The organism is Lysobacter soli (assembly GCF_003382285.1).
In the GTDB taxonomy this organism is placed as follows: Bacteria; Pseudomonadota; Gammaproteobacteria; order Xanthomonadales; family Xanthomonadaceae; genus Lysobacter_J; species Lysobacter_J soli.
The window spans coordinates 373015-398666 of record NZ_QTJR01000002.1 but is presented as its reverse complement, the minus strand read 5'-3'; the positions used below and the strand labels follow the sequence as shown (position 1 = coordinate 398666).

At 69.0% G+C, this 25652-nt stretch carries 23 protein-coding genes; 4 read left to right on the top strand and 19 right to left on the bottom strand.

Going from position 1 to position 25652, the window contains the following annotated elements; all coding sequences use genetic code 11:
* Positions 1 to 2 precede the first annotated feature (2 nt).
* The 14 genes from DX912_RS05130 to gspE all read right to left on the bottom strand — a co-directional run bounded on the left by DX912_RS05130 (position 3) and on the right by gspE (position 13077).
* Positions 3 to 866, bottom strand: a complete 864-nt coding sequence (locus DX912_RS05130; protein ID WP_115841503.1) for a glycosyltransferase family 2 protein — start codon at positions 864 to 866, stop codon at positions 3 to 5.
* Entirely contained in the window at positions 853 to 1710 is an 858-nt protein-coding gene (locus DX912_RS05125) for a glycosyltransferase (RefSeq protein ID WP_233433479.1), read from the bottom strand. Before DX912_RS05125 ends, DX912_RS05130 begins: the two co-directional genes overlap by 14 nt.
* Positions 1707 to 3932, bottom strand: a complete 2226-nt coding sequence (gene gspD / locus DX912_RS05120) for a type II secretion system secretin GspD (RefSeq protein ID WP_115841390.1) — start codon at positions 3930 to 3932, stop codon at positions 1707 to 1709. Before gspD ends, DX912_RS05125 begins: the two co-directional genes overlap by 4 nt.
* Positions 3933 to 3955: 23 nt before the next feature.
* Positions 3956 to 4798 carry a general secretion pathway protein GspN gene (locus tag DX912_RS05115; protein ID WP_115841389.1) on the bottom strand — a complete coding sequence of 281 codons (843 nt, stop codon included), beginning with the start codon at positions 4796 to 4798 and terminating at the stop codon, positions 3956 to 3958.
* Positions 4785 to 5459, bottom strand: coding sequence for a type II secretion system protein GspM (gene gspM / locus DX912_RS05110; RefSeq protein WP_115841388.1), 675 nt, complete (start codon positions 5457 to 5459; stop codon positions 4785 to 4787). Before gspM ends, DX912_RS05115 begins: the two co-directional genes overlap by 14 nt.
* On the bottom strand, positions 5449 to 6672 hold the full coding sequence (locus tag DX912_RS05105; protein ID WP_115841387.1) for a PilN domain-containing protein: 1224 nt from the start codon (positions 6670 to 6672) through the stop codon (positions 5449 to 5451). The genes gspM and DX912_RS05105 overlap by 11 nt, the downstream gene beginning before the upstream one ends.
* Positions 6669 to 7568 carry a type II secretion system minor pseudopilin gene (locus DX912_RS05100; protein ID WP_115841386.1) on the bottom strand — a complete coding sequence of 300 codons (900 nt, stop codon included), beginning with the start codon at positions 7566 to 7568 and terminating at the stop codon, positions 6669 to 6671. Before DX912_RS05100 ends, DX912_RS05105 begins: the two co-directional genes overlap by 4 nt.
* On the bottom strand, positions 7565 to 8236 hold the full coding sequence (locus DX912_RS05095) for a prepilin-type N-terminal cleavage/methylation domain-containing protein (protein WP_115841385.1): 672 nt from the start codon (positions 8234 to 8236) through the stop codon (positions 7565 to 7567). Before DX912_RS05095 ends, DX912_RS05100 begins: the two co-directional genes overlap by 4 nt.
* Positions 8233 to 8655, bottom strand: coding sequence for a type II secretion system protein XpsI (gene xpsI / locus DX912_RS05090; RefSeq protein ID WP_115841384.1), 423 nt, complete (start codon positions 8653 to 8655; stop codon positions 8233 to 8235). The genes DX912_RS05095 and xpsI overlap by 4 nt, the downstream gene beginning before the upstream one ends.
* Entirely contained in the window at positions 8652 to 9146 is a 495-nt protein-coding gene (gene xpsH / locus DX912_RS05085; protein ID WP_115841383.1) for a type II secretion system protein XpsH, read from the bottom strand. The genes xpsI and xpsH overlap by 4 nt, the downstream gene beginning before the upstream one ends.
* Positions 9124 to 9558: a type II secretion system major pseudopilin GspG gene (gspG, locus tag DX912_RS05080; RefSeq protein WP_115841382.1), complete on the bottom strand. Its 435-nt coding sequence runs from the start codon at positions 9556 to 9558 to the stop codon at positions 9124 to 9126. Before gspG ends, xpsH begins: the two co-directional genes overlap by 23 nt.
* Positions 9559 to 9674: 116 nt before the next feature.
* Positions 9675 to 10892: a type II secretion system protein XpsF gene (gene xpsF / locus DX912_RS05075; protein WP_115841381.1), complete on the bottom strand. Its 1218-nt coding sequence runs from the start codon at positions 10890 to 10892 to the stop codon at positions 9675 to 9677.
* 81 nt (positions 10893 to 10973) lie between these two features.
* Positions 10974 to 11372, bottom strand: coding sequence for a GIY-YIG nuclease family protein (locus DX912_RS05070; RefSeq protein WP_115841380.1), 399 nt, complete (start codon positions 11370 to 11372; stop codon positions 10974 to 10976).
* Positions 11365 to 13077 carry a type II secretion system ATPase GspE gene (gene gspE, locus DX912_RS05065; RefSeq protein ID WP_115841379.1) on the bottom strand — a complete coding sequence of 571 codons (1713 nt, stop codon included), beginning with the start codon at positions 13075 to 13077 and terminating at the stop codon, positions 11365 to 11367. The genes DX912_RS05070 and gspE overlap by 8 nt, the downstream gene beginning before the upstream one ends.
* Positions 13078 to 13238: 161 nt before the next feature.
* On the opposite strand from gspE, the gene DX912_RS05060 reads away from it, so the two are divergent.
* Together DX912_RS05060 and DX912_RS05055 are read left to right on the top strand one after the other, a co-directional pair.
* Positions 13239 to 13772 (top strand): tetratricopeptide repeat protein, encoded by a 534-nt coding sequence (locus DX912_RS05060; RefSeq protein ID WP_115841378.1) that lies wholly within the window; start codon positions 13239 to 13241, stop codon positions 13770 to 13772.
* A 222-nt stretch (positions 13773 to 13994) separates the two neighbouring features.
* Entirely contained in the window at positions 13995 to 14729 is a 735-nt protein-coding gene (locus tag DX912_RS05055; protein ID WP_115841377.1) for a class I SAM-dependent methyltransferase, read from the top strand.
* Positions 14730 to 14763: 34 nt separating this feature from the next.
* Here the strand turns inward: DX912_RS05055 and purL are convergent, their stop codons facing one another.
* The 3 genes from purL to xerD all read right to left on the bottom strand — a co-directional run bounded on the left by purL (position 14764) and on the right by xerD (position 20944).
* Positions 14764 to 18687 carry a phosphoribosylformylglycinamidine synthase gene (gene purL, locus DX912_RS05050; protein WP_115841376.1) on the bottom strand — a complete coding sequence of 1308 codons (3924 nt, stop codon included), beginning with the start codon at positions 18685 to 18687 and terminating at the stop codon, positions 14764 to 14766.
* A 137-nt stretch (positions 18688 to 18824) separates the two neighbouring features.
* Complete coding sequence (locus DX912_RS05045; RefSeq protein WP_115841375.1) at positions 18825 to 19679, bottom strand: DsbC family protein; 855 nt, start codon at positions 19677 to 19679, stop codon at positions 18825 to 18827.
* A gap of 311 nt (positions 19680 to 19990) precedes the next feature.
* Positions 19991 to 20944 (bottom strand): site-specific tyrosine recombinase XerD, encoded by a 954-nt coding sequence (gene xerD / locus DX912_RS05040; protein ID WP_115841374.1) that lies wholly within the window; start codon positions 20942 to 20944, stop codon positions 19991 to 19993.
* 29 nt (positions 20945 to 20973) lie between these two features.
* On the opposite strand from xerD, the gene DX912_RS05035 reads away from it, so the two are divergent.
* Positions 20974 to 21441 carry an RDD family protein gene (locus DX912_RS05035; RefSeq protein WP_115841373.1) on the top strand — a complete coding sequence of 156 codons (468 nt, stop codon included), beginning with the start codon at positions 20974 to 20976 and terminating at the stop codon, positions 21439 to 21441.
* Between the two features lie 193 nt (positions 21442 to 21634).
* On the opposite strand, the gene lptG is transcribed toward DX912_RS05035, so the two are convergent.
* Positions 21635 to 22735 carry an LPS export ABC transporter permease LptG gene (lptG, locus tag DX912_RS05030; RefSeq protein WP_115841372.1) on the bottom strand — a complete coding sequence of 367 codons (1101 nt, stop codon included), beginning with the start codon at positions 22733 to 22735 and terminating at the stop codon, positions 21635 to 21637.
* A complete protein-coding gene (gene lptF, locus DX912_RS05025) occupies positions 22732 to 23835 on the bottom strand; it encodes an LPS export ABC transporter permease LptF (RefSeq protein ID WP_115841371.1) in 1104 nt (367 codons plus the stop codon). Before lptF ends, lptG begins: the two co-directional genes overlap by 4 nt.
* 340 nt (positions 23836 to 24175) lie before the next feature.
* Here lptF and DX912_RS05020 point away from each other — a divergent pair, with 340 nt between their 5' ends.
* Positions 24176 to 25651: a leucyl aminopeptidase gene (locus DX912_RS05020; protein WP_115841370.1), complete on the top strand. Its 1476-nt coding sequence runs from the start codon at positions 24176 to 24178 to the stop codon at positions 25649 to 25651.
* Position 25652 lies beyond the last annotated feature (1 nt).

Below are 25652 nucleotides of genomic sequence, written 5' to 3'. Positions count from 1 at the left end.
GATCAGCGCGCCTTCGCTTTCAGGTAGGCGAGCGGGAACCGCAGCCAGATCGCCGCGAACACCGCCGCGCTCATGCCGGCACTGCGGCGCGGCGCCTCGAACTTGCGGTAATAGCGCCACAGGCCACGATGCTTGTGCCATTCGACGAAGAACGGACGCGAGCGGCTCGACACGCCGCGCACGTGCAGCACGCGCACGTGGTTGGCGACGGCGACGAGCGCGCCGGACTCGCGCGCGCGACGGGACAGGTCGAGGTCTTCGGCGTGCAGGCGATAGCCTTCGTCGAAGCCGTGCAGGCGCTCGAACAACGCGCGCGGCATCAGCATCAACGCACCCGACACCGCTTCAACCGCTTGCAGCGCGCGCGTGTCGTCGACGGGAAGTTCGAGTTTCGGCGCGGGCGTGCCACCGAGCGCCGCGGAGAGCATCGCGGCGAAGTCGGGATCGCGACGACGCGCGGCGCCGTCGCGCACGCCATGGTCGTCGACCAGGTCGGCACCCAGCAGCGCTTCGCCCTGCGGTGCGGCCAGCGCGCGCAGGCGAGAGAGCGTGTCGTGTTCGACCATGCAATCGGGGTTGACGAAGGCCAGCCACTGCACGCCTTCGCCCGCGTCGCGCGCGCCCTGGTTGCAGGCGACGCCGAAGCCGGGGTTGTCGGGATTGGCGATGAAGCGCACGCGCGCATCGCTGCTGGCGTGGCGCTGGACGATTTCCAGCGTGCCGTCGTCGGAGTTGTTGTCGACCACGCGGATGGCCGCCACGCCGTCGGCCGCGCGCAGGCGCGCGAGGCAATCGTCGATGGTTTCGGCGCTGCGGTAGGTCACCACCACCGCGGCGATGCCGGCGCTGGCGTCAGACGAAGAGATCACGTTGCGGTTCCGGGGGGCCGAGATGTTCGAGCAGCGACGCCAGCTGCACGCGCGAGGCGCGCAGCGGATCCTGCATCAGGTAATTGGCCAGTCGCGCGTGCCAGTCGGGCCAGCGCGCGGCGAGCGCGTCCATGTCGCCGTCGAAGGGGCCGCCTTCGCCGCGACGGGCGACGAACGCGGTATCGCACAGCGCGTTGCGCCATCCCAGCCCGGCCAGTCGCAACGACAGGTCGATCAGCGCGGCGTACCACGACGCGTAACTGGTCGCGTCCAGGCCGCCGGCGCGACGACGGGCCGCGCCGCGCAGCAGCACGGCGTGGCTCACGGCAGCGGGTAGTTCGGGATGCAGCGCGGGCATCGCCTTCGCGGCGCGCGAGATGCGCTCCAGGTCGTCCGGCACGGGGTCGATCTCGCCGATGCGGGGCCACGCCGCGGCTTCGCCCGCGTTGCTCCAGGGCGTGGCGGTGGCGATCGCGCCATCGCTGGCGAGGGCCGACGACAGACGCGACAACCACCCGGGCGCCGGGAAGGCATCGCTCGCGAGCACGGCGACGTCGGCATCGCCACACGCGGCGAGCACTTCGTCCAGGTGTGCGACTTCGCCCACGCTGCGCTGGCGGCGTGTGTAGTCCGCCTTCAACGCGGTGCGCGCGATCCAGCGTTCGATGATCGCGTAGCCGCGCGGGCCCGCCTGCGCGTCGTCGGCCAGCCACACCGGCGTGCCCGGCGCGGTGGCGGCATCGAGTGCGGCCAGGCAGGCGTCGAGCGCGTCGTCGTCCGTGCCGACCGGGACGATCACGATGGGCCCGACGACCGCCGGCGCGGCGGCCGCCTTGGTCACTGTTGCTGGCCTGGCCGGCGCGGCGTCTTCTGCAGCGGTTCCATCGCGCGGAAGCGGCGGGTGTATTCGTCGGTCATGTCGCGCGCTTCCTGCGGGTTGCGCACGATGGTGGGCGTCAGCAGCACGATGACTTCATTGCGCGTCTTGCTCGAACGCTGCTGGCCGAACAGGCCGCCGATCACGGGAATGCGGCTCAGGCCCGGGAAGCCGGACGCGCCGCGCTCCACGCCGTCGCTGATCAAACCGGCGAGCATGACCGTGTCGCCGCTCTGCACGGCCGCTTCGGTCTTGAGCTTGCGCGTGTCGATGCGCACGTTGCCGTTGCGGTCGGCGGTGTCCTGCGCGCCGGGCGAGCTGACTTCCTGCACGATGTCCAGGAACACGACGCCGTCCTTCGCCACGCGCGGGCGCACCTTCAGGATCGTGCCGGTGTCCAGGTACTGCACCTGGCTGTAGGTGTTGTCGCTGCCGGTGGTCGGGTTGAACGTCACCGACGAGATCGGGATCTTGCTGCCGACGTTGAGCGTCGCCTCGGCGTTGTTGCGCACGACGACCGACGGCGTCTGCAGCAGTTGCAGGTCGGTGACCTGGTCCAGCGCACTGATCACCGCGGCGGCATTGCGGCCGAGGAAGGTCCACGCCAGGCCCGCCGGGTTGCCGGTGGCCGGCTGGATGCTGCCGGCCAGCGTGCTCCACGTCGTGCGGCCGACGGCATCGGGCAGGCCGGCGTCGGTGACGGCGCGTTCGAAGTACCAGTTCACGCCGTATTTCAGGTCGCCCTTGAGCTGCACTTCGACGACCTGCGCCTCGATGTGCACCTGCATCGGCATGACGTCGAGGCGTTCGATCACGTCGCGGATCGACTTCCACGCCGATGGACTGCTGCGCACGATGATCGAATTGGTTTCCTCCACCGCCGACACGCCGACGCGATCGCCGTTGACGTCGAGCGTGAGGCTCGCGTTGCCGCTCTGCTGCTGGCTCAGCGAGAGCGTGCCGTTGCCGCCCGTTCCGGTGCCGCTGCTGCTGCCCGTGTCGCTGCCGAGCGTCGCCGTGCTGCCGCTGGCGTCGCTGTTGTCCTTCAGTTCGACCGATTCCAGGCCCGGCATCAGCGACGGCGGACCGCCACTTTCGCCCGACTGCCCGCCGCGGCCAGAACCGAACACGTCGGCAAGTCGGTCCGCGAGATCCTTGGCCTTGATGTACTTCAGTTCGTACGAATACAGCTGCACGGTGCCGCCGGCGCTGTCGATGCGCTCCAGCCACTGCTGGATGTCGTCGAGGTAGTTCGGCTGCGAGGTGATGACCAGCACCGCGTTCGCGCCTTCCAGCGGCATGAAGCGGAACATGCCGGCGACCGGCGACTTGCTCTGCTCGCCGAACACCTTCTCCAGGTCGGCCACGACGCGCGTCGCCTTGCCCGACTGCAGCGGGAACACGCCCACCGACATGCCCGACAGCCAGTCGACGTCGAACACCTCGATCGTGCGCAGGTAGTTCTCGAGTTCGGAACGGCTGCCGCCGACGGTGATGACGTTGCGCGAGTTGTCGACGTTGACGATCGCGTTCGGGCGCGCGTACGGCTTGAGGATCTTCTCCATCTCCGTCGCGGAGACGTACTTCAGCGGGACCGTGCGCACTTCGAAGCCGCGTGCGGTGCTCGCCTCGCCGGTGCGTGCGGCGACGTTGCCCGGCAACGCCTGGTCGCCCGGGACGATGTTGTAGCGGCCGCCGCTGTAGACCAGGCGCGCATTGTTCCAGCCGAGCACCATTTCCAGCAGGTTGAGCGCTTCGGCCGGGCTCACCGGCTTGGGCGTGGCGAGCGTCACCGTGCCCTGCACGCCCGGTGCGATCACGTAGTTCTGGCCGAGCATGTCGCCGAGGATCGCCTTGACCACCGCGTGCAGCGATTCGCCTTCGAAATTGAACGTGGCCGAGCCGGTCGTGCCGCCCAGGCCCGGCGGCGGCGCGCTCGCGGCGCTGCGGTTGATGACCTGCCCGGTGCCGCGACGGATCTGCGGACGCGCGTCGCCGGCATCGGTCGACTCGGGCAAGGGTTCCTGCGTCGTCGCACCGCGCGCGCCATCGGCGGCGCCGGGCTGCGCGGCGGTCGTGTCAGCTCGCCGGATGTTCGGCACCGGGGCGGTCGCGCACGAGGCCAGCAGGCTGGCGATGGTCGCGGTGGCGATCGCCTGTGCGGCGATGCCGGGGCGGAGCTTCATCGGACGGGAATTCATGCGGTCTCTCAAGGCGTCTGGGCCGGGGGTTGCGCGGATTGCTGCTGGCGCATCTGTGCACGACGTGCTTCGATCCGCTTGCGGATGGCTTCCATCTGCGCCTCCGGCGTCATTGGCGTGTTTTCGCTGGGCTCGGGCGCCGGCGGCGGCGCCGGCGTCTGGGTGTTGTTCGCGTTGCGGTTCGACGCGGTGCCGTTGCCCGCGGGACGCGCGTTCGCGCTGGCGTTGCCGGGACGCGCGGCGTTCGCAGCAGCCGCGTTCGCTGCGGCTGGCGGCACCGGAACGCCCACCGGCTGCTGCCGGTTCGTGCCCGGTGCGGTGGCGACCGCGGTCGGCGGCTGGCCGCCGTTTCCATCGAACACGCGCAAGGTCATTTCGCGCCGACCTTCGGGACCTTCGAAAACGGCGCTGCGTGCGTCGAGCGAGGTCAGCCGCCAGGCCGGATGCGATTCGGGCACCTCGCCGAGCTTCACGCGCACCGATTCGCTGCCGTCGGCCGGCTGCAGGATCGCCATCTTCAGCGTCGGCGTGATCAGCACGCTGGTCAGCACGTAATCGAACGCGGTCTGCTGGCCCTCGCCCTCGCCTTCGCCCTGCAGGAAGAAGGGCTTGGGGAGGCGATCCTGCGAGAACAGCGGACGCTGCGCGATGGCCGCGTACTGCGACAGCGGACCGAGCCGCTGAGGCGCCGGCGGACGCGCATTCGGCAGCGGGCGAAGCAGGCCGGGGTCGGCGTCCAGCGCCTGCGCGTGGCGGCCCATGCCGAACACCGCGAGCAGCCACGCGAGCACCGCCCAGCCGGCGACGGTCGCCAGCAACCAGGTGCGCGGGCCGGCGTCATCGAGGCGCACGCGACACCTCCGCGACATTCGGCGACGGACGCAGGTAGCCGTAGAGATCGAAGCTCACGTCCAGGCCGCCATCGCCGCTGGGCTGATTCGCGCCCGGGAGGAAATAGCCGCGCGAGGACAGCAGGTTGAGGTTGCCGACGAACAGCCGCGGCGAGCCGGCTTCCAGCGCGTAGAGCACGCTCATCAGTTCCGGCGTCCCGCAACGCAGGCGCACCTGCACGATGACGCGCGGATAGCGGTCGCGACGCGGTTCGCTCAGCGGCGATCGGTTGCTGATCGCGCAACTGCGATTGCCGGGACTGGCTTCGGCGACGACGCGTTCCAGTCGTTGCACGAGGCCGGCCGTCGCGAGCTCCGCGCTGCTTTCCGGCAGGAATCCCGGCGAACGCGCCTGCTGCGCGCGCACCTGCGCGAGGCGCTGCTGCACCTGCGGCGCCTGCTGCAGCTGCATGCGCTGGCGAAGTTCGCGCTGTTGCAGGCTTTCGACGCGCTCGTTGGCTTCCAGCATCGGCGCGGTGAACCACGGATGCACGAGGATCAGATACCCCAGCAGCAACGCGGCCAGCAGCAGGCCGAGCGCGAGCCACTGGTCGCGACCGATGCGCGGCGTCGCCGTGGCGGCCTGCACCTGCGGACGGGCGTGCGTCGGGTCAGCCGCCATCGGCGTCCTCCGGCTGCGGCTGCGAGGGCGCCGGTGCGCGCTGCGCGGTCGATGCGGGCGTGCCGAGTTCGGCTGTCAGCGTGAAGCGATCGCGCCCGCTGACGGGATCGGGCATCAGCGCGCCGGTGAGCGACGGCGCGCGCCACAGCTTCGAACCTTGCAGGCGCTGCACCAGCGACGGGGCTTCGCGGCTGAGGCCGATCATCAGCAGGTTGTTGTCCTCGATCGCCAGCTTTTCCAGGTACGTGCTGTCGGGCAGGCGCTGGGTGAGTTCGTCGAGCACTTCCACCGTGGTCGGACGCTGCGCGCGTTCGCGGTCGAGGAAGGCCTGGCCTTCGATCAGGTCGATCAACGCCTGCCGTTCGGCGGCGGCGCTGCGCGCGGCGGTCGCCTGGCTCGCGATGCGCGCTTCCAGTTCATCGGCGGCGGCGCGGCGGTTGGCGAGCAGCTGCCACATCGTCGCGGCGACGGCGATCACCGCCACCGCGGCGAGCGCAAGATTCCAGTAGCGGAACGCGTCGCCATGGCGACGGCGCAGCGCTGGATCGAGCAGGTTCACGCCGAGCGGCTGGCCGTTCTCTGCGCACAGGTCGATGCCGGCGAGCGAGTCGGCCATCGGGCCCAGCGACGACAGCGGCGCGTCGAGGCGCTGGCGCGGCACGACGACGAGTTCGGCCTCGATCAGGCCGTCGGCATCGCGACGGCCCAGCACGCGCGCATCGAAGGCGACGTTGTCGGGGGTGAACGGCGTCTGCCGGTCGATCTCGAAACCGACGACGTCGCGAAGCCGGTCGCCCGCGGCGCCCGGCAGGGTCAGGGGCCGGCGTAGGCCGGCAGCGGCGGGCAGCAGGAGCCAGCGCGGCAGATCGGCCAGGCGCGGCGGAAGCAGTGTCGCCAGCGGATCGATCGGCGCGACGATGGCGTCCTCGCCCGGCAGCGCGAGCTGCGGCACGGCGCCGAGGTCGCGAAGATCGCCGCCCTGCTGCAGCCGGACCTGTACCGCGTCGCCCTGCACCTGCATCAGCAGGCGGCCGCGGTCGAAACCGAGCACGCGGCGGACGCGCGCCGGCAGCCATGCCGCGAGGTTGTGCGCCCACCAATGGGCGAAGCCGCCCGCGCCGGGCGCCAGACGCGCACCCAGGCGACGCAGCCGGTCCTGCGCCCAGTCGGCGGCAGGCCGGGTTGGTGGCCGGCTTTCGCTCCTTGCGTTCATCGCGGTGATGCTCCCTCCTCCCAGCGCAACGGCACGTACGCCATGCCAGGCAAGCCCCCTCCGCCCGTGCGAACCACCGCTCGCAGCAGCGACTGTCGACCGTCGGGGAGCCGCGCGCGGCTGTCGATACTATAGGTGCCGCTGCCGGCGCCGACCATGCTTGCGCCCGGCAGGGCGCCGTCCACCGGCAGCGCGCCGGCGGGCCGGCCGCGCTGGGCGACCAGGTCGGCACCGTTCAACCCCATCGCATCGAGCAGTTCCGCCGAGGCATACGCCGGATCCGGCTGGGCGCGGCCGCTGTAGACGGTCAGGTCCGGTTCGAGCTTCGCGTACAGCGCCGGCGTCATGCCCAGCACCTGCAGCAGCTCGGCCACGCTTTCGAACTCCGCGTCCTTGGCGCCGTAGGGGCGGCCGGCCGCTTCGTAGTCGCCGTCCTCGGCGCCGCCACCGGGCTGGGTCAGCAGGTCGGCGTCGCGCCAGTCGACGATCGCCCCGGCGATGCGCCCGGCTTCCGACGGCTCCACGCCCTTGCGCTGGATCAGCGCCGCCAGCAGCGGATGCGGCGCCTGGTTGATGTCGAGCTTGCCGTTCTCGTCGACGATCTTCACCTCGACCTGCGCGTCGCCAAAGCGCCAGCGATGCGCGGTGCCGTCGGGCTTCCATTGCAGGCGTGCATCCGGCAACGAGACGCGGGTCAGCGAATACTCGAGCCCCGCGCGCGCGGCGTTCGATGCGACGAGTCCCCGAACCAGCACGCGGCCTTGCAGAGATTCCACGCGTGCCGCCAGCGCGAAGCCGCCGATCAATGCCGTCAGCAGCACGATCAGCCACAGCACCAGGATCAGTGCCGCGCCGCGCGAGCGCGATGTCGACGCGTGGCGATGCAGGCGCGTCATTGCGTCTGCACCGGCAATGCGAAGGCACTGAACGCCGGCGCCAGCGGCAGCGATACGACCAGCGGTGGCCACGCGGCGCCATCGCGATCGATCATCGTCACTTCGACCAGCAACGGCAGTTGCTCGGTCGCCTTCCATTCGTCCAGCCAGTCGCCCAGGCGGCCGTCCTCATCGAGTGCGCGATAACGGAAACGCACCTCGCGCAGCCCGTCGACCAGCATCTCCGGCGGCCGGGGATCGCGTTCCTCCACTGTCTTGCCGGCCTGCACCATGCTGAGTGCCAGCGTCACGCGCGCGCCGTCACCGGCGTCCTCGATCCTGAAATCGTGCAGGTATGGGCCGCCGCGGCCGAGGTAATCGGGAATGTCGGCGACGAATCGCATGCGCTCGCGCTCGCCGATGAAGCGCACGGCGATCGCGCGTGTCTGGTCGATGTCGAACGCGATCGGCCGCGCACCGGTGAGGCGCGTGCGCATGAAACCTTCGACCGCGCGCATGCGTTCGCTGCGATCGGCCATCGCTTCGCCGCGCGCGGCGGTGCGTGTGGCGGCGCCCAGCGTCGCGAACGCAAGCGCGAGGCCGGCGACGAGCAGCACCATCGCGATCAGCACTTCGATCAGCGTGAAGCCGCGCGACGCACGGGAATTCGACGGACGTGCTCGCCTCATGGCAGCGAGCCTCCGCTGCCGGCCGCGGCGATGCGCAGCGTGCGCAGTTGCAGGCGCTGGCCCGGACCGTCGCCCCACTGCATCGCCAGCGTGACCTCGAACAGCTCCGGCCCGCCCAGCGTCATCGGCTGGCCGCTCGCGGCGACCGCCGGATCGCGCCACGGTGCGACGCGCAGGCGCCAGCGGTAGCGGCCCTGTTCGAAATCGCCGTCGCGCTCGCTGGCCGCCAGGCGTTGGCCGACGCCGACCTGATCCATCACCGACTGCGCGTACAACGCCGCGCGTCCGGCGTCGGCCGACTGGCGCACCTGTCGCGCCGAACCGGACAGGATGCCGAGCAGCAACGTCAGCGCCATCGCCAGCAACGCGAAGGCGACGATGACTTCCAGCAGCGTGTAGCCGTGTTGGCGGTGCGTCATCGCACCCCCTGCGCGCGCTTCATCTTCACCTCGCCCGTGAGCCAGGCCACGTCGATGTTCCAGGCGGCCTTGCGCGCGCCGAGCTGCACGCGACCGCCGGTGCTGGCGCCATCGGGGAAGAACACGATCGCGCCCTCGCCGCGCCTGGGTTGCACTTCGCGTGCGCCGGTGAAGGTGATGCTCAGGTTCGGCGGAATGTCGCCGTTGCGACCCATCGGCGCGGTCCAGGTGCGCTTGACCGGATCGAGCGTGAAGCGCTGCGGTTGCCCTGTGGCAATCGCATGCGTGCGGGTGAAACGCAGCGCGGAGGCGACCTGCTTCGTGCTGGATCGCAGTTGCATGCCTTCGCGCCCGCCGCTCATCGCCGCCAGCGCGAGCACGCTGATGGCGGCGATCAACGCGATCACCAGCAGCATCTCCAGCAGGGAAACGCCGCGTGCGCGATGCATGTCGGCTCCGACGGGTCGCTTACTCGTACTTGATGTCGCCATCGACGCTGGTGCCGCCGGGCTTGCCGTCCTTGCCCAGGCTCACCAGGTCGAACGGGCCGCCTTCGCCCGGCGCGCGGTATTCGAGCGGATGGCCCCACGGATCCTTCAGTTCCGTCGCCTTCGCGTACGGACCAAGCCAACCGTTCACGTCGCTGGGCTGGGTGACCAGTTCCTCCAGCGAGGTCGGCAGGCGGCCGGTGTCCATCTGGAAGGATTCGATCTTGCCGGCCATCGTCTGCACCTGCGCCTTGGCGATGTTGTAGTCGCCGCGATCCTTGCCGCCCAGCACGCGGCTGCCGACGAAGGCCAGCACCGCGCCGATCAGCACGATCACGATGATGATCTCGATCAGGCTCATGCCGCGCTGGCGGGCGGCCGACGGCGAACGGGTCAGTGAACGGCGGTTGCGCATGGGGGTTCCTTGGGAAGGTGCGTCAGGAAGAAGGGGATGTTTACCCGAAAATCGTTGCCAGTGGTCTGACTGCGGAGGTCGATGTTCAGTTCCTGCGACGCGGGTGTGAATTGGGGCTATCCGATCGCGTTGGTCAGCCCGTACAGCGGCATCAGCACCGCCAGGACGACCACGCCGACCACCGCCGCCAGGACGATCGTCACCACCGGCACCAGCGCGGCGAGCATGCGGTCCAGCGCGATGGAGGTTTCCTGCTCGAAGGTTTCGGCGGTCTTCACCAGCATGGCGTCCAGCGCGCCGGACTCCTCGCCGACCTGGATCATCTGCAACGCCAGGCGGGGATACCGCTTGCCGCGACCCAACGCCGTGGAGAGCGCGACGCCGTTCTTCACCTCCTGCGCGGCCGCGTCGACATCCGCCGCCAGCACGCGGTTGCCGAGCACGTTGCGACCGATGCCCAGCGCGGTGATCAGCGGCACGCCGTTGCGCACCAGCGTGCCAAGCGTGCGGGCCAGTCGCGCGGTTTCTGCCTTGGCGACGAGGCCACCGACGAAACGCCGCTGCAGCAGCCACGCATCGAAGGCCTCGCGGAACACGGGATCGCGACGCTTGCGATCGAACCACCACAGGCCCAGCGCCGGCACCGCGAGGAGCACGATCCACCAGTCGCGCACGAACAGGCCGATGCCCAGCACGATCTTCGTGAATAACGGGAGTTCGGCGTCGAGGCTTTCGTACATCGCGCCGAATTGCGGCACGACGTAGCCGAACAGGAACAGCAGGCTGCCGCCGACCATCACCAGCAGGATCGCGGGATAAATCAGCGCATTGACCACGCGCCCCTGCAGCGCGCGCGTGCGTTCCAGGTAATCGGCCAGCCGTGCGAGGGTTTCCTGCAGGCTGCCGCCGGCTTCGCCCGCGCGGACCATGTTCACGTACAGGCGCGAGAACGTGCCGTGCTGGCGTTCCAGTGCCGTCGACAGCGAACTGCCGCCACGCACTGCATCGCGCACGTCGCCGATGGTGCGACGCGCCGCATCGTCTTCCGGCAGTTCGAGCAGGATGGTCAGCGCGCGATCCAGCGGCTGCCCGGCGCCGAGCAGCGTCGCCAGTTGCTGCGTGAACTGCACCAGCCGCGCGCCGGCGAACGGCTTCGGCTTGAACAGCCCTTTCCACACCGACGCCCCCGACGCCTCACTCGCCAGCTTCGCCTCGACCGGAAGATGGCCCTGCTCCTGCAGTCGCGCGACGACTTCCGCACTGCTGCCGGCTTCCATCTGGCCGTCGAGCAGCTCGCCGCGCGGGTTGAGGGCTTTGTAGTGGTAGAGGGGCATTCGGGATTCGGGATTCGGGATTCGGGATTCGGGATTCGGGATTCGGGATTCACGGTTGGAAAGCTATCGGGGCCGAATGACTCATGAACATCCGTGAATCTCCGACCACAGATCCCGCCAGTAGGGATTGCTCCCTTCGATGAGCTCGACCTTCCATTCCCTGCGCCATTTCTTGATCCGCTTCTCGCGCGTGAGGGCTGACTCCATTGTTTCGTGCAGCTCGAACCAGACCAGCATCGTCGCGTCGTACTTGTCGCTGAATCCCTCTGTGGCGTGCGTGCGATGCTCCCACACGCGCTTCACCAGATCGCTTGTCACGCCCGCATACAACGTTCCGTTACGCCCGCTGGCTAGCAGGTAAACACAAGGCTGCCTTTTCACATTCGTCCCTGAAGCGAAGCCACTGGATTCCCGCCTTCGCGGGAATGACGAGCAAGAAGCCGTCGCGTGGTTGCGCAGACCGCAGGCCGCCCTACGCATCCTCCGTAACGCGCAGCACTTCCTCGATCGTCGTCTCGCCGCGCAGCGCCTTGGCGATGCCGTCCTCGTACATCGTGCGCATGCCGTGCTGGCGCGCGATCTGCTCCACTTCGCCCATGCCCGCGTGGCGCATCACCGCGCGGCGCAGTTCGTCGTTCATGACGAGGAATTCCATGATCGTCGTGCGGCCCAGGTAACCGGTCGGCGCGATCGGCGACGGCATCGGGTGGTACAGGAAGATCTCGCCTTCGGGCTGGTAGCGGCGCAGGTCGAAGCGTTCGATTTCCTCCGGCGATGCGGGATACCGGCGCGCATGCGTTATTTCCAGCCGGCGCACCAGGCGCTGCGCGAGGATGCCGTTGATCGTGGACGTGAGCAGGTAATCCTCAACGCCCATGTCGAGCAGGCGCGTGATGCCGCCGGCCGCGTTGTTGGTGTGCAGCGTCGACAGCACGAGGTGGCCGGTGAGTGCGGACTGGATCGCGATGCGGCACGTCTCCAGGTCGCGCATTTCGCCGATCATGATGATGTCGGGGTCCTGTCGCACGATGCTGCGCAGCGCATGGGCGAAATCCAGCCCGATCTGCGGCTTGGCCTGGATCTGGTTGATGCCTTCGATCTGGTATTCGACCGGATCCTCGACCGTGATGATCTTGACGTCCGGCGTGTTGAGCTTGCTCAACGCCGTGTACAGCGTGGTCGTCTTGCCCGAGCCGGTAGGACCGGTGACCAGCAGGATGCCGTGCGGCTGGTCGAGCACTTTCTGGAACTGCGGCAGGAAGGCATCGGTAAACCCCAGCCGCTTGAAATCGAACACGACGGTTTCGCGATCGAGCAGTCGCATGACCACGCTTTCGCCGTGCGCGGTCGGCACGGTGCTCACGCGCAGGTCGAGCTCCTTGCCCTGCACGCGCAGCATGATGCGGCCGTCCTGGGGCAGGCGGCGCTCGGCGATGTTGAGCTTGGCCATGATCTTGATGCGGCTGATCACGGCGGCAGTGAGGTTGGCCGGCGGGCTTTCGCCCTCGCTCAGCACGCCGTCGATGCGGTAACGCACCTTCAGGCGGTTCTCGAACGGTTCGATGTGGATGTCGGATGCGCGCAGTTCGACGGCGCGCTGGATGACCAGGTTCACCAGCCGGATGACCGGCGCTTCGGACGCGAGATCGCGAAGGTGCTCGACGTCGTCGAGGTCGCCGCCGGCGCCTTCGCCTTCGGCCGTCTCGACGATGGCGCCCATCGCACTGCGGCCCTGGCCGTACCAGCGTTCGACGAGGTCGCCGATTTCCGATCGAAGCGCCACGGCCGGGCGGATGTCGCGACCGGTCGCCAGCCGCAGCGCATCGAGCGTGTAGGCATCCTGCGGGTCGGCCATCAGCACGTCGACGGCGGCGTCGTTCTCCGCGACCGGACACACCGCGAATTGCTTCATGAATCGCGTCGACAGCGACACGCCTTCGGGCGGCAGTTCGGGCGCGTCCTTGATGGCGACCAGCGGGAGGTTGAGGACTTCGGCGCAGGTCTCGGCATGGTCGCGCTCGGACACCAGCCCAAGCCGCGCCAGGAGCGCGAGCAGGCTGCCGCCGGTCTCCTCCTGCAGACGCCGCGCGCGGGCGAGGTCCGCTTCCTTGAGCCTGCCCCTGGCGAGCAGCGCATCGATGATGCGCTCTTCGTCCGTCCCGGTGCGGGTGGCGACCTGATCCATGCTTTCACCTTCGGAGCCTCCGCCGACTTTAGCAGTAGGCCCGTGCAGGCCGCGATCCGCGGGGTTCCCAATTCGGCAAAGGCGTTCGCCCCGGACCGTCACGACGTTGCCTCGCGCCCGCACGGCTATTTAAGCTGCCGCTTCCACAGGGGGAACCATTCATGAAGACCAGTCTTTCCGTCGCCATCGCGGCGGCGGTGTTCGTCGCGGGCGCGGGCGTCGGCTACACGGCGCAGAAGCAGCAGAAAACCACGACGGCGATGTACCACGCGAAGGCCAGCCCGGAGGCAGCGAAGGAGCTGCTCGCGGTGGCGAAGCTCCAGGCCGGCAAGGGCAGCTGGGAGCAGATCGCGGTGGGCCGCGTGTACTACCTCGGCGGCTTCAAGGCCGAAGGGCAGGCGATCTTCGACGCCATCCTCGCCGGCAAGCACGAGGACAGCGACGTGTTCCGCATCGCGCGCGTCTACAGCGAGGCCGGCGAATGGGACAAGGCCAGGCCGATGTTCGACCGCTACTTCCAGTCCACCGACGACGACGGAACCGGCTACGCCGAGGTTGGCGCGCTGTACCTGCTCGGCGGCGATCGCCAGACCGGCGAGCAGATGTTCGACCGTTCGGTCGCGATCGAGTCGAACGACCTGTGGGCGACGCTGCACATGGCGGGCGCGTACCTCAACGTGCGGCCGCAGGAGTAAGCGCATCACCGGCGTGCCGGGTCGCGCCGGGCCTGCAACGGCCCGGCGCGGGCAAGGCCAGGCGCGCCGGTTCGTCGCGCCGGCCACGGGGATCGGTGCGCCGCCTTCCAGGACGCACCGATCCCACCTCGCTACCCCGGTGCAGGGTTAGCCAGAGACACCGCTGGACAATTGCCTGCCACAAGAAGAGTCTTGCGACAGTTCAACGGCAGAGGGAATGTCATGAACGATGCATTGGCAGGCGCAGTTTCCGAAGTCGACCGAATCTACTCGGCACATGCACGCGACTCGGCCACCGATCCATATCATCACGTCATCCAGGAGTTCATCGATCGCTGCACCGCGCTGGGTCCGACACGGACACTGGAGATCGGAGCGCGGGAAGTCAGCGGCATCGGCCGCCGTGGCCTCATCCCAGGCGCTTCGGAGTATGTGGGGTTCGACATCCATGCCGGTCCGGGCGTTGACGTCGTGGGCGATGCGCATGAGCTTTCGCGCCACTTCCCGCCGTCCCGCTTCGACGCAATTTACTCGTGCTCCGTTTTCGAACACCTGGCCTTTCCCTGGAAGGTGGCCATGGAGATAAACCGCGTGTTGCGCGTGGGCGGCCTCTGCTACGTCTCCACGCATCCGACGTGGCCGCCGCACGAATTGCCCTGGGACTTCTGGCGGTTTCCGATTGCCGGGCTGAAGCTGCTTTTCAGCGAGCCGCTGGGGTTCCGGGTGCTCGCCTGCGCCGAAGGTATTCCGTCGAAACTGCATTCCCTCTCTGCCGATCCGCCGACACGAGGCATATCCCATTACGAGATGTCACTGGGCGTCGCGCTGATTGCCGAAAAGGTGAAGGATTACGACAGCGAGCGCCTGCGGTGGGACGTTCCCCTGTCGACGGTACTCGACACCATCTATCCGAATCGCACGGGTGGTGCGTCAGGCAGCCTCACTCCGGTGGAGTGAGGCGCCCGCCGAACACTCGTGCGTGGCGGGTCAATCAGCCGACCCAGACCCGCGCGTTGCGGAACATGCGCATCCACGGCGAATCATCGCCCCACTCGGCCGGTGCCCAGCTCAGGTTCGCCGTGCGCAACGTGCGTTCCGGATGCGGCATCAGGATCGTCGCGCGGCCATCGCGGCTGGTGAGGCCGGTGATGCCGTCGGGCGAACCGTTCGGGTTGAGCGGATAACGCGTTGCCGTGTTGCCGTTGCCGTCGATGTAACGCAGCGAGACGTGCGCGGCCGACTGGTCCAGCGAGCTTTCGAACTCGGCACGACCTTCACCGTGCGCGACCGCCACCGGGATGCGCGAACCCGCCATGCCGCGGAAGAAGAGCGACGGCGATTCGACGACTTCCAGCAAACCCAGGCGCGCTTCGAACTGCTCGCTGCGGTTGCGCAGGAACGTCGGCCAGTGTTCGGCGCCGGGGATGATCGGCTTGAGCTGCGAGAGCATCTGGCAGCCGTTGCACACGCCCAGCGAGAAGCTGTCCTCGCGCGCGAAGAACGCGGCGAACGCCTCGCGCAGCGCGCTGCGTTCCAGCACTGACGTCGCCCAGCCGCGGCCGGCACCGAGCACGTCGCCGTAACTGAAACCGCCGCAGGCGGCGATGCCCTTGAACTGCGCCAGATCGACGCGCCCGGCGATGAGGTCGCTCATGTGCACGTCGACGGCCTCGAAGCCGGCGCGCGTGAAGCCCAGCGCCATTTCGATCTGGCCGTTGACGCCCTGCTCGCGCAGGACCGCGACCTTCGGGCGCACGCCGGTGTTGACGAAGGGCGCGGCGACGTCGTCGGCCGGGTCGAACGTGAGCTTCGGCTTCAGGCCCGGCGCATTGAAGTCGCGCGCGACGGTGCGTTCCTCGTCGGCGCCTTCCGGGTTGTCGCGCAGCTTCTGGATCGCATGGCTGGTGGACCACCATGCATCGAAGAGTTCGTCCCAGCGCCACTCCACCAGCGTCTTGCCGTCGTCGCGCACGCGGATCGCCGGCGCCGTGGTCGGGCGGGCGATGCGCTGGGCGCAATCGATGAGGCCGTGGCGCGCGACGAGATCGGCGAATTCGGCGCGGTCCTCGAGCGACACCTGCACGATCGCGCCGAGCTCTTCGTTGAAGAGCGTGCGGAACGGATCGTCGCCCCAGCCGTCCAGGGTGATATCGAGGCCCACGCGCGAGCAGAACGCCATTTCGCACAGCGCCGCGAACGCGCCGCCGTCGGAACGGTCGTGGTACGCGCGGATCAGGCCGGCCTCGCGTGCGTCGCGGATGAGTTCGAAGAAGTCGCGCAGGCGCTGCGGATTGTCGAGGTCCGGCACACCGAGCGGGCCGGCGAACGCGGGCAACGAACCCTGGCCGTCCGCGGCGTCGGGATGGCACTGCGCCAGCACCGAACCGCCGAGGCGCTGCTTGCCGGCACCCAGGCCGATCAGCCACAGCTCCGATTCCTCGTCGCGCGCGAGCAGCGGCGTCAGCTGCGCGCGCACGTCGACGACCGGCGCAAACGCGCTGACGATCAGCGACACCGGCGAAACCGACTTGTGCGCCTGTCCGTCGGCATGCCACTGCGCCTGCATCGACAGCGAGTCCTTGCCGACCGGGATGCTCAGGTCGAGCTCCGGGCACAGCTCGAGTCCGACCGCCTTCACCGCATCGAACAGTCGCGCGTCTTCGCCGTCGTGGCCGGCCGCGGCCATCCAGTTGGCGGACAGCTTGACGCGGTTGAGCGATTCCACCGGCGCGGCGCAGAGATTGGTGATCGCCTCGCCGACGGCCATGCGTGCGGCGGCGGCGGCATCGATCAGCGCCAGCGGCGTGCGCTCGCCGATCGCCATCGCCTCGCCGACGAAACCGTCGAAGCCGGAGAACGTGATCGCGCAGTCCGCCAGCGGTAGCTGCCACGGGCCGATCATCTGGTCGCGCGCGGTGAGGCCGCCGACGGTGCGGTCGCCGATGGTGACCAGGAAGTTCTTCGAGGCGACCGACGGATGCGCCATGACGCGCAGCGCGGCGTCGCGCAGTTCCAGGCCGTCCCAGCGCAGCGCGGGCCACGGCGCGGCCTGCGGACGACGCGTGTCGCGATGCATCTTCGGCGCCTTGCCGAACAGCACGTCCATCGGGATGTCGATCGGCCAGTCGCGACCGGCTTCGCGCGCGGTCTCGCGGGTGGCGCCGTAACCGACAACCAGGCGTTCTTCCGCGGTGGCAAAACCGACGGCGGCGAACGGGCAACGCTCGCGTTCGCAGATCGCCGCGAATTCCGCCACGCGGTCGGCCGGAATGCCGAGCACGTAACGCTCCTGCGATTCGTTGCACCACAACTGCATCGGCGAGAGCGACGGATCGTCGCTGGGCACCTTCGCCAGGTCGATGATGCCGCCCAGGCCCGAGTCGTGGAGCAGTTCGGGAATCGCGTTCGACAAACCGCCCGCACCGACGTCGTGCGCGGTCGCGATGGGGTTGTCCTCGCCGCGCGCGACGCAGCGGTCGATGACCTCCTGGCAGCGGCGTTCCATCTCGGGGTTGTCGCGCTGCACGCTGGCGAAATCGAGTTCCTCGTGGCTTTCACCCGAGGCCACCGAACTCGCGGCACCGCCGCCGAGGCCGATCAGCATGGCCGGGCCGCCAAGCACGATCACCGCATCGCCCGGCTGCAGGCCGAGCTTCTTCACCTGCACACGATCGATCGCGCCCAGGCCGCCGGCGAGCATGATCGGCTTGTCGTACGCACGGGCAACAGGCCCGCCAACAGACGTGCCTTCGTCCAGCTCGAAGCTGCGGAAATAGCCGCTGAGGTTCGGCCGGCCGAATTCGTTGTTGAACGCGGCGGCGCCGATGGGGCCTTCGATCATGATTTCCAGCGCCGACGCCATGCGCGGGTTGAGCGCGCGCTCGCGCTCCCACGGCTGCGGCAGCGTGGGGATGCGCAGGTGCGACACACTGAAACCGCACAGGCCGGCCTTCGGACGTCCGCCGCGACCCGTCGCGCCTTCGTCGCGGATTTCGCCGCCGGCGCCGGTGGACGCGCCCGGGAAGGGCGCGATGGCGGTGGGGTGGTTGTGCGTTTCGACCTTGATCGCGAAGGCCGAATCGACCTGCGCTTCCTCGCGGTACGCATGCGTCTGCGGGTCGGGGCGGAAGCGACGGCTCGCATAGCCTTCCACCACCGCCGCGTTGTCGCTGTACGCCGAGAGCGTGTGCTCGGGCGTGGTCGCGTGCGTGTGCTTGATCATCTTGAACAGCGACGTCGTCTGCTCGACGCCGTCGATGGTCCACGATGCATTGAAGATCTTGTGGCGGCAGTGCTCGGAGTTGGCCTGCGCGAACATCATCAGTTCGACATCCGACGGCTGGCGGCCCAGCGCGGCGTAACGCTCGCGCAGGTAGGCGATTTCGTCGTCGGCAAGCGCGAGGCCCAGGCGCGTGTTCGCCTGCTCCAGGTCCGCCAGCGGGATGCGTTCGAGGTCGCCGCGGACCGGCACGGAGAACAGCGCGACGGCGTCCTCGCGGGCTTCCAGCAGCGACTGCGTCATCGGGTCGTGCAGCACCTTCGCCAGCGCGCCCTGCGTCGGGGCGTCCGACGGCCAGCCGGCCAGGTCGAACCGCGTGCCGCGCTCGACGCGCTTGACCGGCAGGCCCGCGCCGTGGAGCAGTTCGGTCGCCTTGCTGGCCCAGGGCGACAGCGTGCCCAGGCGCGGCGTGACGAAGCGCGATACCGCATCGCTGGCGCGGGGCGCAGCATCGGGTTCGGCCTGGAGGATGCGGCGCAGCGCATCGGCATCGGGGGTTGCGCCGGCGTCCGGTTCGACCCAGTAGACGGGCCACGCGCCAAGGAGGCGGACGGACGGATGGAGGGCTTGCAGTCGGGCTTGGAGCCGTTCCAGTCGGAACGGCGACAGGGCGGAAGCGCCCTCGAGGACGATCATGTCCGGGGAACCGTGCAACGTCGGGCCCGACATTGTACCCAAGCGCTCCCCGGCCCGCCCGCCGGGAACCGGCCTACTCGAGGCCCCAAAATGCCGACGCCGCCCATCAGGCGGCGTCGGAGCGACGGTCAGGCGACTCAGGTGCCCGGCTTGGCCGGTACCGTCGAGGCGGTGCGGGCGTGTTCGGCGGCCAGCTTGTCGAGCGTCTCGCGCAGCGCGGCCGGCGGGAGGTAACCGCCGACCTGCACGCCCTCGGCCGTCACGATCATCGGCGTGCCGGTCAGGCCGACGCGCTGCCCGACGTCGTACTGCTGGTTGACGCTGGTCTTGCAGTCGGCCTTGGTCGGGCCGTGGTCGCTCTTGGCGGCGGTCAGCGCCTTGCGGCGGTCCGGCGCGCACCAGACGGCGACCATCTTGCGGTAGTCGTCGCTGCCCAGGCCCATGCGCGGGAAGGCGAGGTACTCGATGGCGATGCCTTCGCGGTTGTATTCGGCGATCTGGCTGTGCAGCTTGCGGCAGTAGCCGCATTCCACGTCGGTGAAGACGGTGACGGTGTACTTCGGCTTGGCCGGCGAGAACACGATGCGCTCGCTGGCCGGGATGGTGGCGATCAGCTGCTTGCGCAGGCCGGCCATCGCGTCCTCGCTGAGGTTCTTCTTTGCGGCCACGTCGAACAGCGCGCCGCCCGAACCAGGCAGGAACAGGTAGCGGCCGTCGTCGCTGACGTACACGACCTGGCCGGCGACGATGGCCTCGCGGAAGCCGGGCATCGCCGCCGGTGCGACGCGCTCGACCTCGACCTGCGGGTTCAGCGCGCGGACGGCCTCGATCGCGCGGGCCTCGGGGGTACCCGCGGCGGGCTTGGGGGCAGCGGCCGACTTGGCGGCGGTGGCGGTCGTCGCCGACGGGACCGGGTCCGTGTTGCCACCTGGCGCCTGCGCACAGGCGGAAAGACTGATGGCGCCGAGCACGGCAAGGGCGAGTCGCTTCATTCGGAATCCTGTCGGGCGGCCGGGGCCGCGAGGGGGAATGGCCGATTGTGGCACGCGGCTCCGGAGCGGCGAGTGTCGTTGGTCCCGGTGGGGTTTCAGGTTTGGGAGGGCGTTCACGTCGCGGTTCGTGGCCGGGCCCGGGCGGGCGCAAGCGGTCTGGGCCGGCCGTCGCGGGTGCGCGCAAGCACGTATTCGGTCGTTCGACGGATGCCCTCCCTGGCGGCACGTGGCGGGCTTCGGGTCGCCCTGCCCGGCCATCCATGGCCGGGCGTTCGCGGCCGCGCGCGCCAGTGGCGCGCAAGCGCGGCCGCTCACCCTCGTGGATGGTGTTTCGCGTGGAGTTGCTTCAGCTGTTCGCGCGCCACCAGCGTGTAGATCTGCGTGGTCGACAGCGAGCTGTGGCCCAGCAGCATCTGCAGGGCGCGCAGGTCGGCGCCGTGGTTGAGCAGGTGCGTCGCGAAACTGTGGCGTAGGCCGTGCGGGCTGATGCGGTCGGGATCGATGCCGGCGACTGCGGCGTATTTCTTCACCAGTTGCCAGAACTGCTGGCGCGTCGGCGCTTCGCCATTGGCCGACAGGAAGAGCGGCGCGAGCGCGCGCTTTCCGGCGAGCTGCGGGCGCGACTGCGCGATATACCGTTCCAGCCAGTGCTGCGCTTCCTCGCCCAGCGGCACCAGACGCTCCTTGCTGCCCTTGCCCATCACGCGCAGCGCGCCCTGTCGCAGGTTCACGGCGGTGGCGGGCAGGTTGACCAGTTCGCTCACGCGGAGGCCGGCGGCGTACATCAGTTCGAGCATCGCGCGATCGCGAAGGCCGAGCGACGTGGCGATGTCCGGCGCGGCGAGCAATGCCTCGATCTGGCTTTCGGCGAGCGCCTTGGGCAACGAACGCGGCAGCTTCGGCGGATCCAGCAACGCGGTCGGATCGTCCGTGCGCTCGCCACGTCGCACCAGCCACGCGTAGAACGCGCGCAATGCCGACAGCAGGCGCGCGTTGCTTCGCGGCGAATACCCCTGTTGCGAGCGCCAAGCCAGGTAATCGAACAACGCGGCGCGATCGGCATCCGCCAGGCCGGCCTTGCGATCGCTGCGATACCGGGCGAGCAGTTCGAGGTCGCGACGGTAGCTGTCGAGCGTGGGTTGCGCGAGGCCGTTTTCGGCCCAGATCGCGTCGAGGAAGCGGCCGATCAGCGCGGCATCCGCGTCGGGCAGCGGCGGCAACGCCATGGCGATGGAACGGCGTTGCGCGGGCGTGCGTGCGGTCATCGCCGCAGCTTAGCGGCTATCCTGATGCGATGGCATCGACACCCGCATCGTCCCGACCTTCCGCGCTCATCGGCTGGCGCGTGCTCGCCCTCGTCTACGACATGTGGCCGGTGATCGCGATGTGGATGGTGGCCTCGCTCGTGTTCACCGTCGGCTTCACGATGAGCGGGCACGCGAGTCGCGAGAACATCGCGCCCTTCAGCGCGTTGCAGTGGGTGTTGTGGCTGGTGTGCTGGCTCATCACAGGCGCCTATGCGCTGCTGAGCTGGCGGCGCGGCGGCCAGACGCTGGGCATGCGGCCGTGGCGGTTGAAGGTCGTTGCCGACGATGGCGTTTCCGCGCCGGTGCTTCGTGCGCTGGTGATCCGGTTCGCGGTGGGCAGCGTGTCGCTGCTGTTCGGCGGATTGGGATTCTGGTGGGCGTGGGTGGATCGCGAACGGCTTACGTGGCACGACCGGGCGAGTGGGACCCGGATGGTGCGGTTGGCTCGGCGGTAGGGCGGTCGTCAGGACGGGACGGCGACCACGACCTCGGCGGCAACAACAGCCTAAGCAACAGCAGAAGCCCGGCTTCCATCAGGTTGCCGCGGCCATCCATGGCGTTACGTGCTGGACTTCGGATCGCCCTGCCCGACCATCCATGGCCGGGCGTTCGCGGCCGCGCGCGCCAGTGGCGCGCAAGCACGGCCGCTCACCCACTCCTCCTCCTGAAGAGGAAGCTGGACACGCCCAGCATGATCATCGTCGGGAGCAGGTAGGCGATGCGGTAGTCGAACTTGTACACCGTCGCGAGCTTCACGAACTGCGTCTGCAGCAACCAGAAGCCCAGCGCGAAGACGATGCCGATGAACAGCCGCTTGCCCATGCCGCCGCTGCGCAGCGTGCCGAAGGCGAAGGGCACCGCCGCCAGGCACAGTGCGAGCACGTTGATCGGGTAGAACCAGCGGCCCCAGTAGTGCTCCTCGAACTCCGCCGCGTCGAGGTCGTTGCGCTTGCGATACTCGATCGCGCTGCGAAGATCCGCTGCCGACAGATAACGCGGGCGTTCGGTGCCGGACGCCAGCGCCGCTGCGTCGAGCTGCGATTTCCAGCGCTCTTCGGCCACCTTCTCCTGCCGGACCGAGCGTTCCTCGAAGTGGTTCCGCGTCACGTCCCGCAGCAACCAGCCGCCTGGGCGGTGCTCGGCGACGCGCGCATGCGCGAGCGATTTCAGGCGACCGTCGGGCGCGAACTCGAACAGGTTGACGCCATTGAGTTCGAGGAAGCGCTCGCCATCGCGCTCGCGCTCCTGCCCGCCGCTCGCGCTCAGGATCGTCTCGCCCTCGCGCGCCCACAGGCCGGTGTATTGCGCCACCACCGTATTGCCCGACTTGGCGCCCGACTTCAGCGCATCGGCGCGCTGTTGCGTCCACGGCGCGACGCTCTCGCCGTTGACGACCATCAACGCCGTCATCAGTGTCAGCGCGCCGGCGACCGCCAGGCCGAGGCGTCGGCGCGAAAGGCCCAGCGCGCGCAGCGCGGTCAGTTCGGACGTGGCCGCGAGCTGGCCCAGCGCCATCAGCGAACCGATCACCGCTGCATAGGGAAACAGGTAGTACAGGCGTCGCGGGATGCTGAGCGCCATGTAGACGAACGCTTCGGAAATGCCGTACTTGCCCTTGCCGATATCGCCGAATTCGCTGACCAGCCCGAGCATCACGTCCAGACCGGCGAGCACCGCCCAAGTCAACGCTACTGTGCCGAGCACGATGCGGCCGACATAGATGTCATGGATCTTCGGGAACGGCTTCATGCGCGCGCTCCGTCAGCGGCCTTCGCCTTGCGCCTGCCGAGCCGGCCGTCGGTGAAGTACAGCCAGAGCGCGATCGCCATGATGGGCACGATCAGCCACCACAGGCCGAGCCCGGTGGCGATCTTGCCGTCCTCGAGCCAGCCGCGGCCGGCGGTCATCAGGTTCTGCCCGATCAGGTAGGCGAGGAAACCGATCAGGATGCGGCCGTAACGCGCCTGTCGCGGCATGCTCCGCGCCAACGGCACGGCCATGAGCCCGAATGCCAGCGCCAGCAGCGGCGGCGCGATACGGTAATGCAGTTGCGCGCGCGCCTCTCGGCTGTAGTCGCCGAGCAGCGCCCGGGTGGACTGCATTTCCGGCGCGTCCGGATCGAAACGCTCGTCGTTCGCCGGCAGCAGGATTTCGTTGCGCGCATAGCGCATCAGGCGGAAATCCTTGGCACCGTTCGTGCGGCCTTCGATCTGGAAACCCTTGTTGAGCGTGAGGTAACGATGGCCGGCTTCATCGACGGTGAGCTTGCCGTCGTTGGCCGTGACGACGTCCATCAACCCGTTGCCGTCGTCGCGATAGATGAAGACTTTTTCCAGGCCGCTGCCGTCCTTTGACATGTTCGAGACGTAGATCACCCCGGTGCTGCCTGGGATGCCTGTGAACGAGCCCGGTTCCAGCCCGGCCATGACCAGACTGCGATTGGCATCGTTGATCATCTGCTTGGAGACGCGGTCGGCCCACGGTCCCAGCCAGAGCGAACAGGCGGCGACGACCGCCACCAGCGGGCCCACGACCAGCAGCAGCGGCCTGAGCATCCGGCGCGGGCCGACGCCGATCGAGGCGATCACCGGCATTTCCGAATCGCGGTACAGCCGGCCCACGGCCATCATCAGGCCCAGCATCAGCGCCAGCGGCAGGATCAGCGGAAGCCACTTCAGCAGCACCAGCCCCAGCTGGGCCAGCATCAGCCCCGCCGGAACGCGGCCGCGGGCGATGTCCTGCAGGACGTCGGTGAAGGCGCCGCCGACGGTGACGATCAGCAGGACGATCAGCGTGGCGAGGATGGCCAGCGCGAATTCGCTGATGAGGTAGCGGTCCAGCTTGGGCATCGTGTCGTTGGAACCTGGGCGTTTCGGGGGAAGGACGGGCCAGTCTGGACGGACCCGCGTGAAACAGCGGCGGACGCATGCGGCGCGAGGACGTCACGCGTGGGCCCTGGCACCCGCCGCGTCCGTCATCGCCGCCTCGACCGTCGCCACCGGCTCCCGTTCCGCGGGCCGGGTGTGGCCGGCCTGCTAGAATCGGAGGTTCGTCCGAGGGCGTGAGGCGGCAGCGCGATGCGCGGCCCGGGATCGGATCCCCCTCACCGCCCAATTGTACGGAACTGTCGTACTCCGTACGGAACTCCCGTACGAAGTTGCCTCTTCTTATCTGCCCGGAATCTGTTGGATGGCCCTCGAATTCGACCTGAACCGCGACGCGCCCGACGCCGCCCACACCGATTGCATCGTCGTTGGTGCCTTCGCCGACAACAGCCTGACGCCGGCCGCCAAGGCCCTGGATGAAGCCAGCAACGGCCGCATCCGCGCGCTGCTCGAGCGCGGCGATGCCAGCGGCAAGACCGGCAAGACCGCGCTGCTGCACGACCTGCCGGGCGTGGCCGCGCCGCGCGTGCTGGTGATCGGCCTGGGCGAGGCCGGCAAGTTCGGCGTGCCGCAGTACCTCAAGGCCGTCGGCGATGCCGCACGCACGCTGAAGAGCGGTCCGGTCTCGACGGCGCTGTTCACGCTGTCCGAACTCGACGTCGCCGGCCGCGACAAGGCCTGGAACATCCGCCAGGCGATCATCGCCGCCGACCACGCCTGCTACCGCTACACCGCCACGCTGGGCACCTCGCGCAAGAAGGACGAACCGGGCCTGCGCGCGCTGTCGGTGCTCGGCGACGACGCCGTCGCGCTCGCGCAGGGCCAGGCGATCGCCGCCGGCGTGCAGTTCTCGCGCGAGCTGGGCAACCTGCCGCCGAACATCTGCAACCCGGCTTACCTCGCGCAGCAGGCGCAGGAATTCGCCGGCCGCTTCCCGACCGCCTCCTGCGAGGTGCTCGACGTCGCGCAGATGCAGGAACTGGGCATGGGCTCGCTGCTGGCCGTCGGCCGCGGCTCGGCCAACCCGCCCAAGCTCATCGTGCTCAAGTACACGGGCGCCGGCGATGCCAAGCCCTACGTGCTCGTCGGCAAGGGCATCACCTTCGATACCGGCGGCATCAACCTGAAGACGCAGGGCGGCATCGAGGAGATGAAGTACGACATGTGCGGTGGCGCCACCGTCATGGGCACCTTCGTCGCCGCGGTGGGCATGCAGCTGCCGATCAACCTCGTCGTGGTCGTGCCGGCCGTGGAAAACATGCCCGACGCCGATGCGTACCGCCCGTCCGACGTGCTCACCAGCATGTCCGGCAAGACGATCGAAGTGGGCAACACCGACGCCGAAGGCCGCCTGATCCTGTGCGATGCGCTGACCTACGCGCAGCGTTTCGAACCGCAGGCGCTGGTCGACGTGGCCACGCTGACCGGCGCGTGCATGGTCGCGCTGGGCAAGTTCGCCTCGGGCCTGATGAGCAAGCACGACGATCTGGCGAACGAACTGCTGGACGCCGGCGAGAACGTGTTCGACCGCGCATGGCGCCTGCCGCTGTGGGACGAATACCAGACCCTGCTGGAATCCAGCTTTGCCGACGTCTACAACATCGGCGGCCGCTGGGCCGGCGCGATCACCGCCGGCTGTTTCCTGGCGCGCTTCGCCGAGGGACAGCGCTGGGCGCATCTGGACATCGCCGGCTCGGCGTCGGACGAAGGCAAGCGCGGCATGGCGACCGGCCGCCCGGTCGGCCTGCTGAGCCAGTGGCTGCTGGACCGCGCGGCCTGAC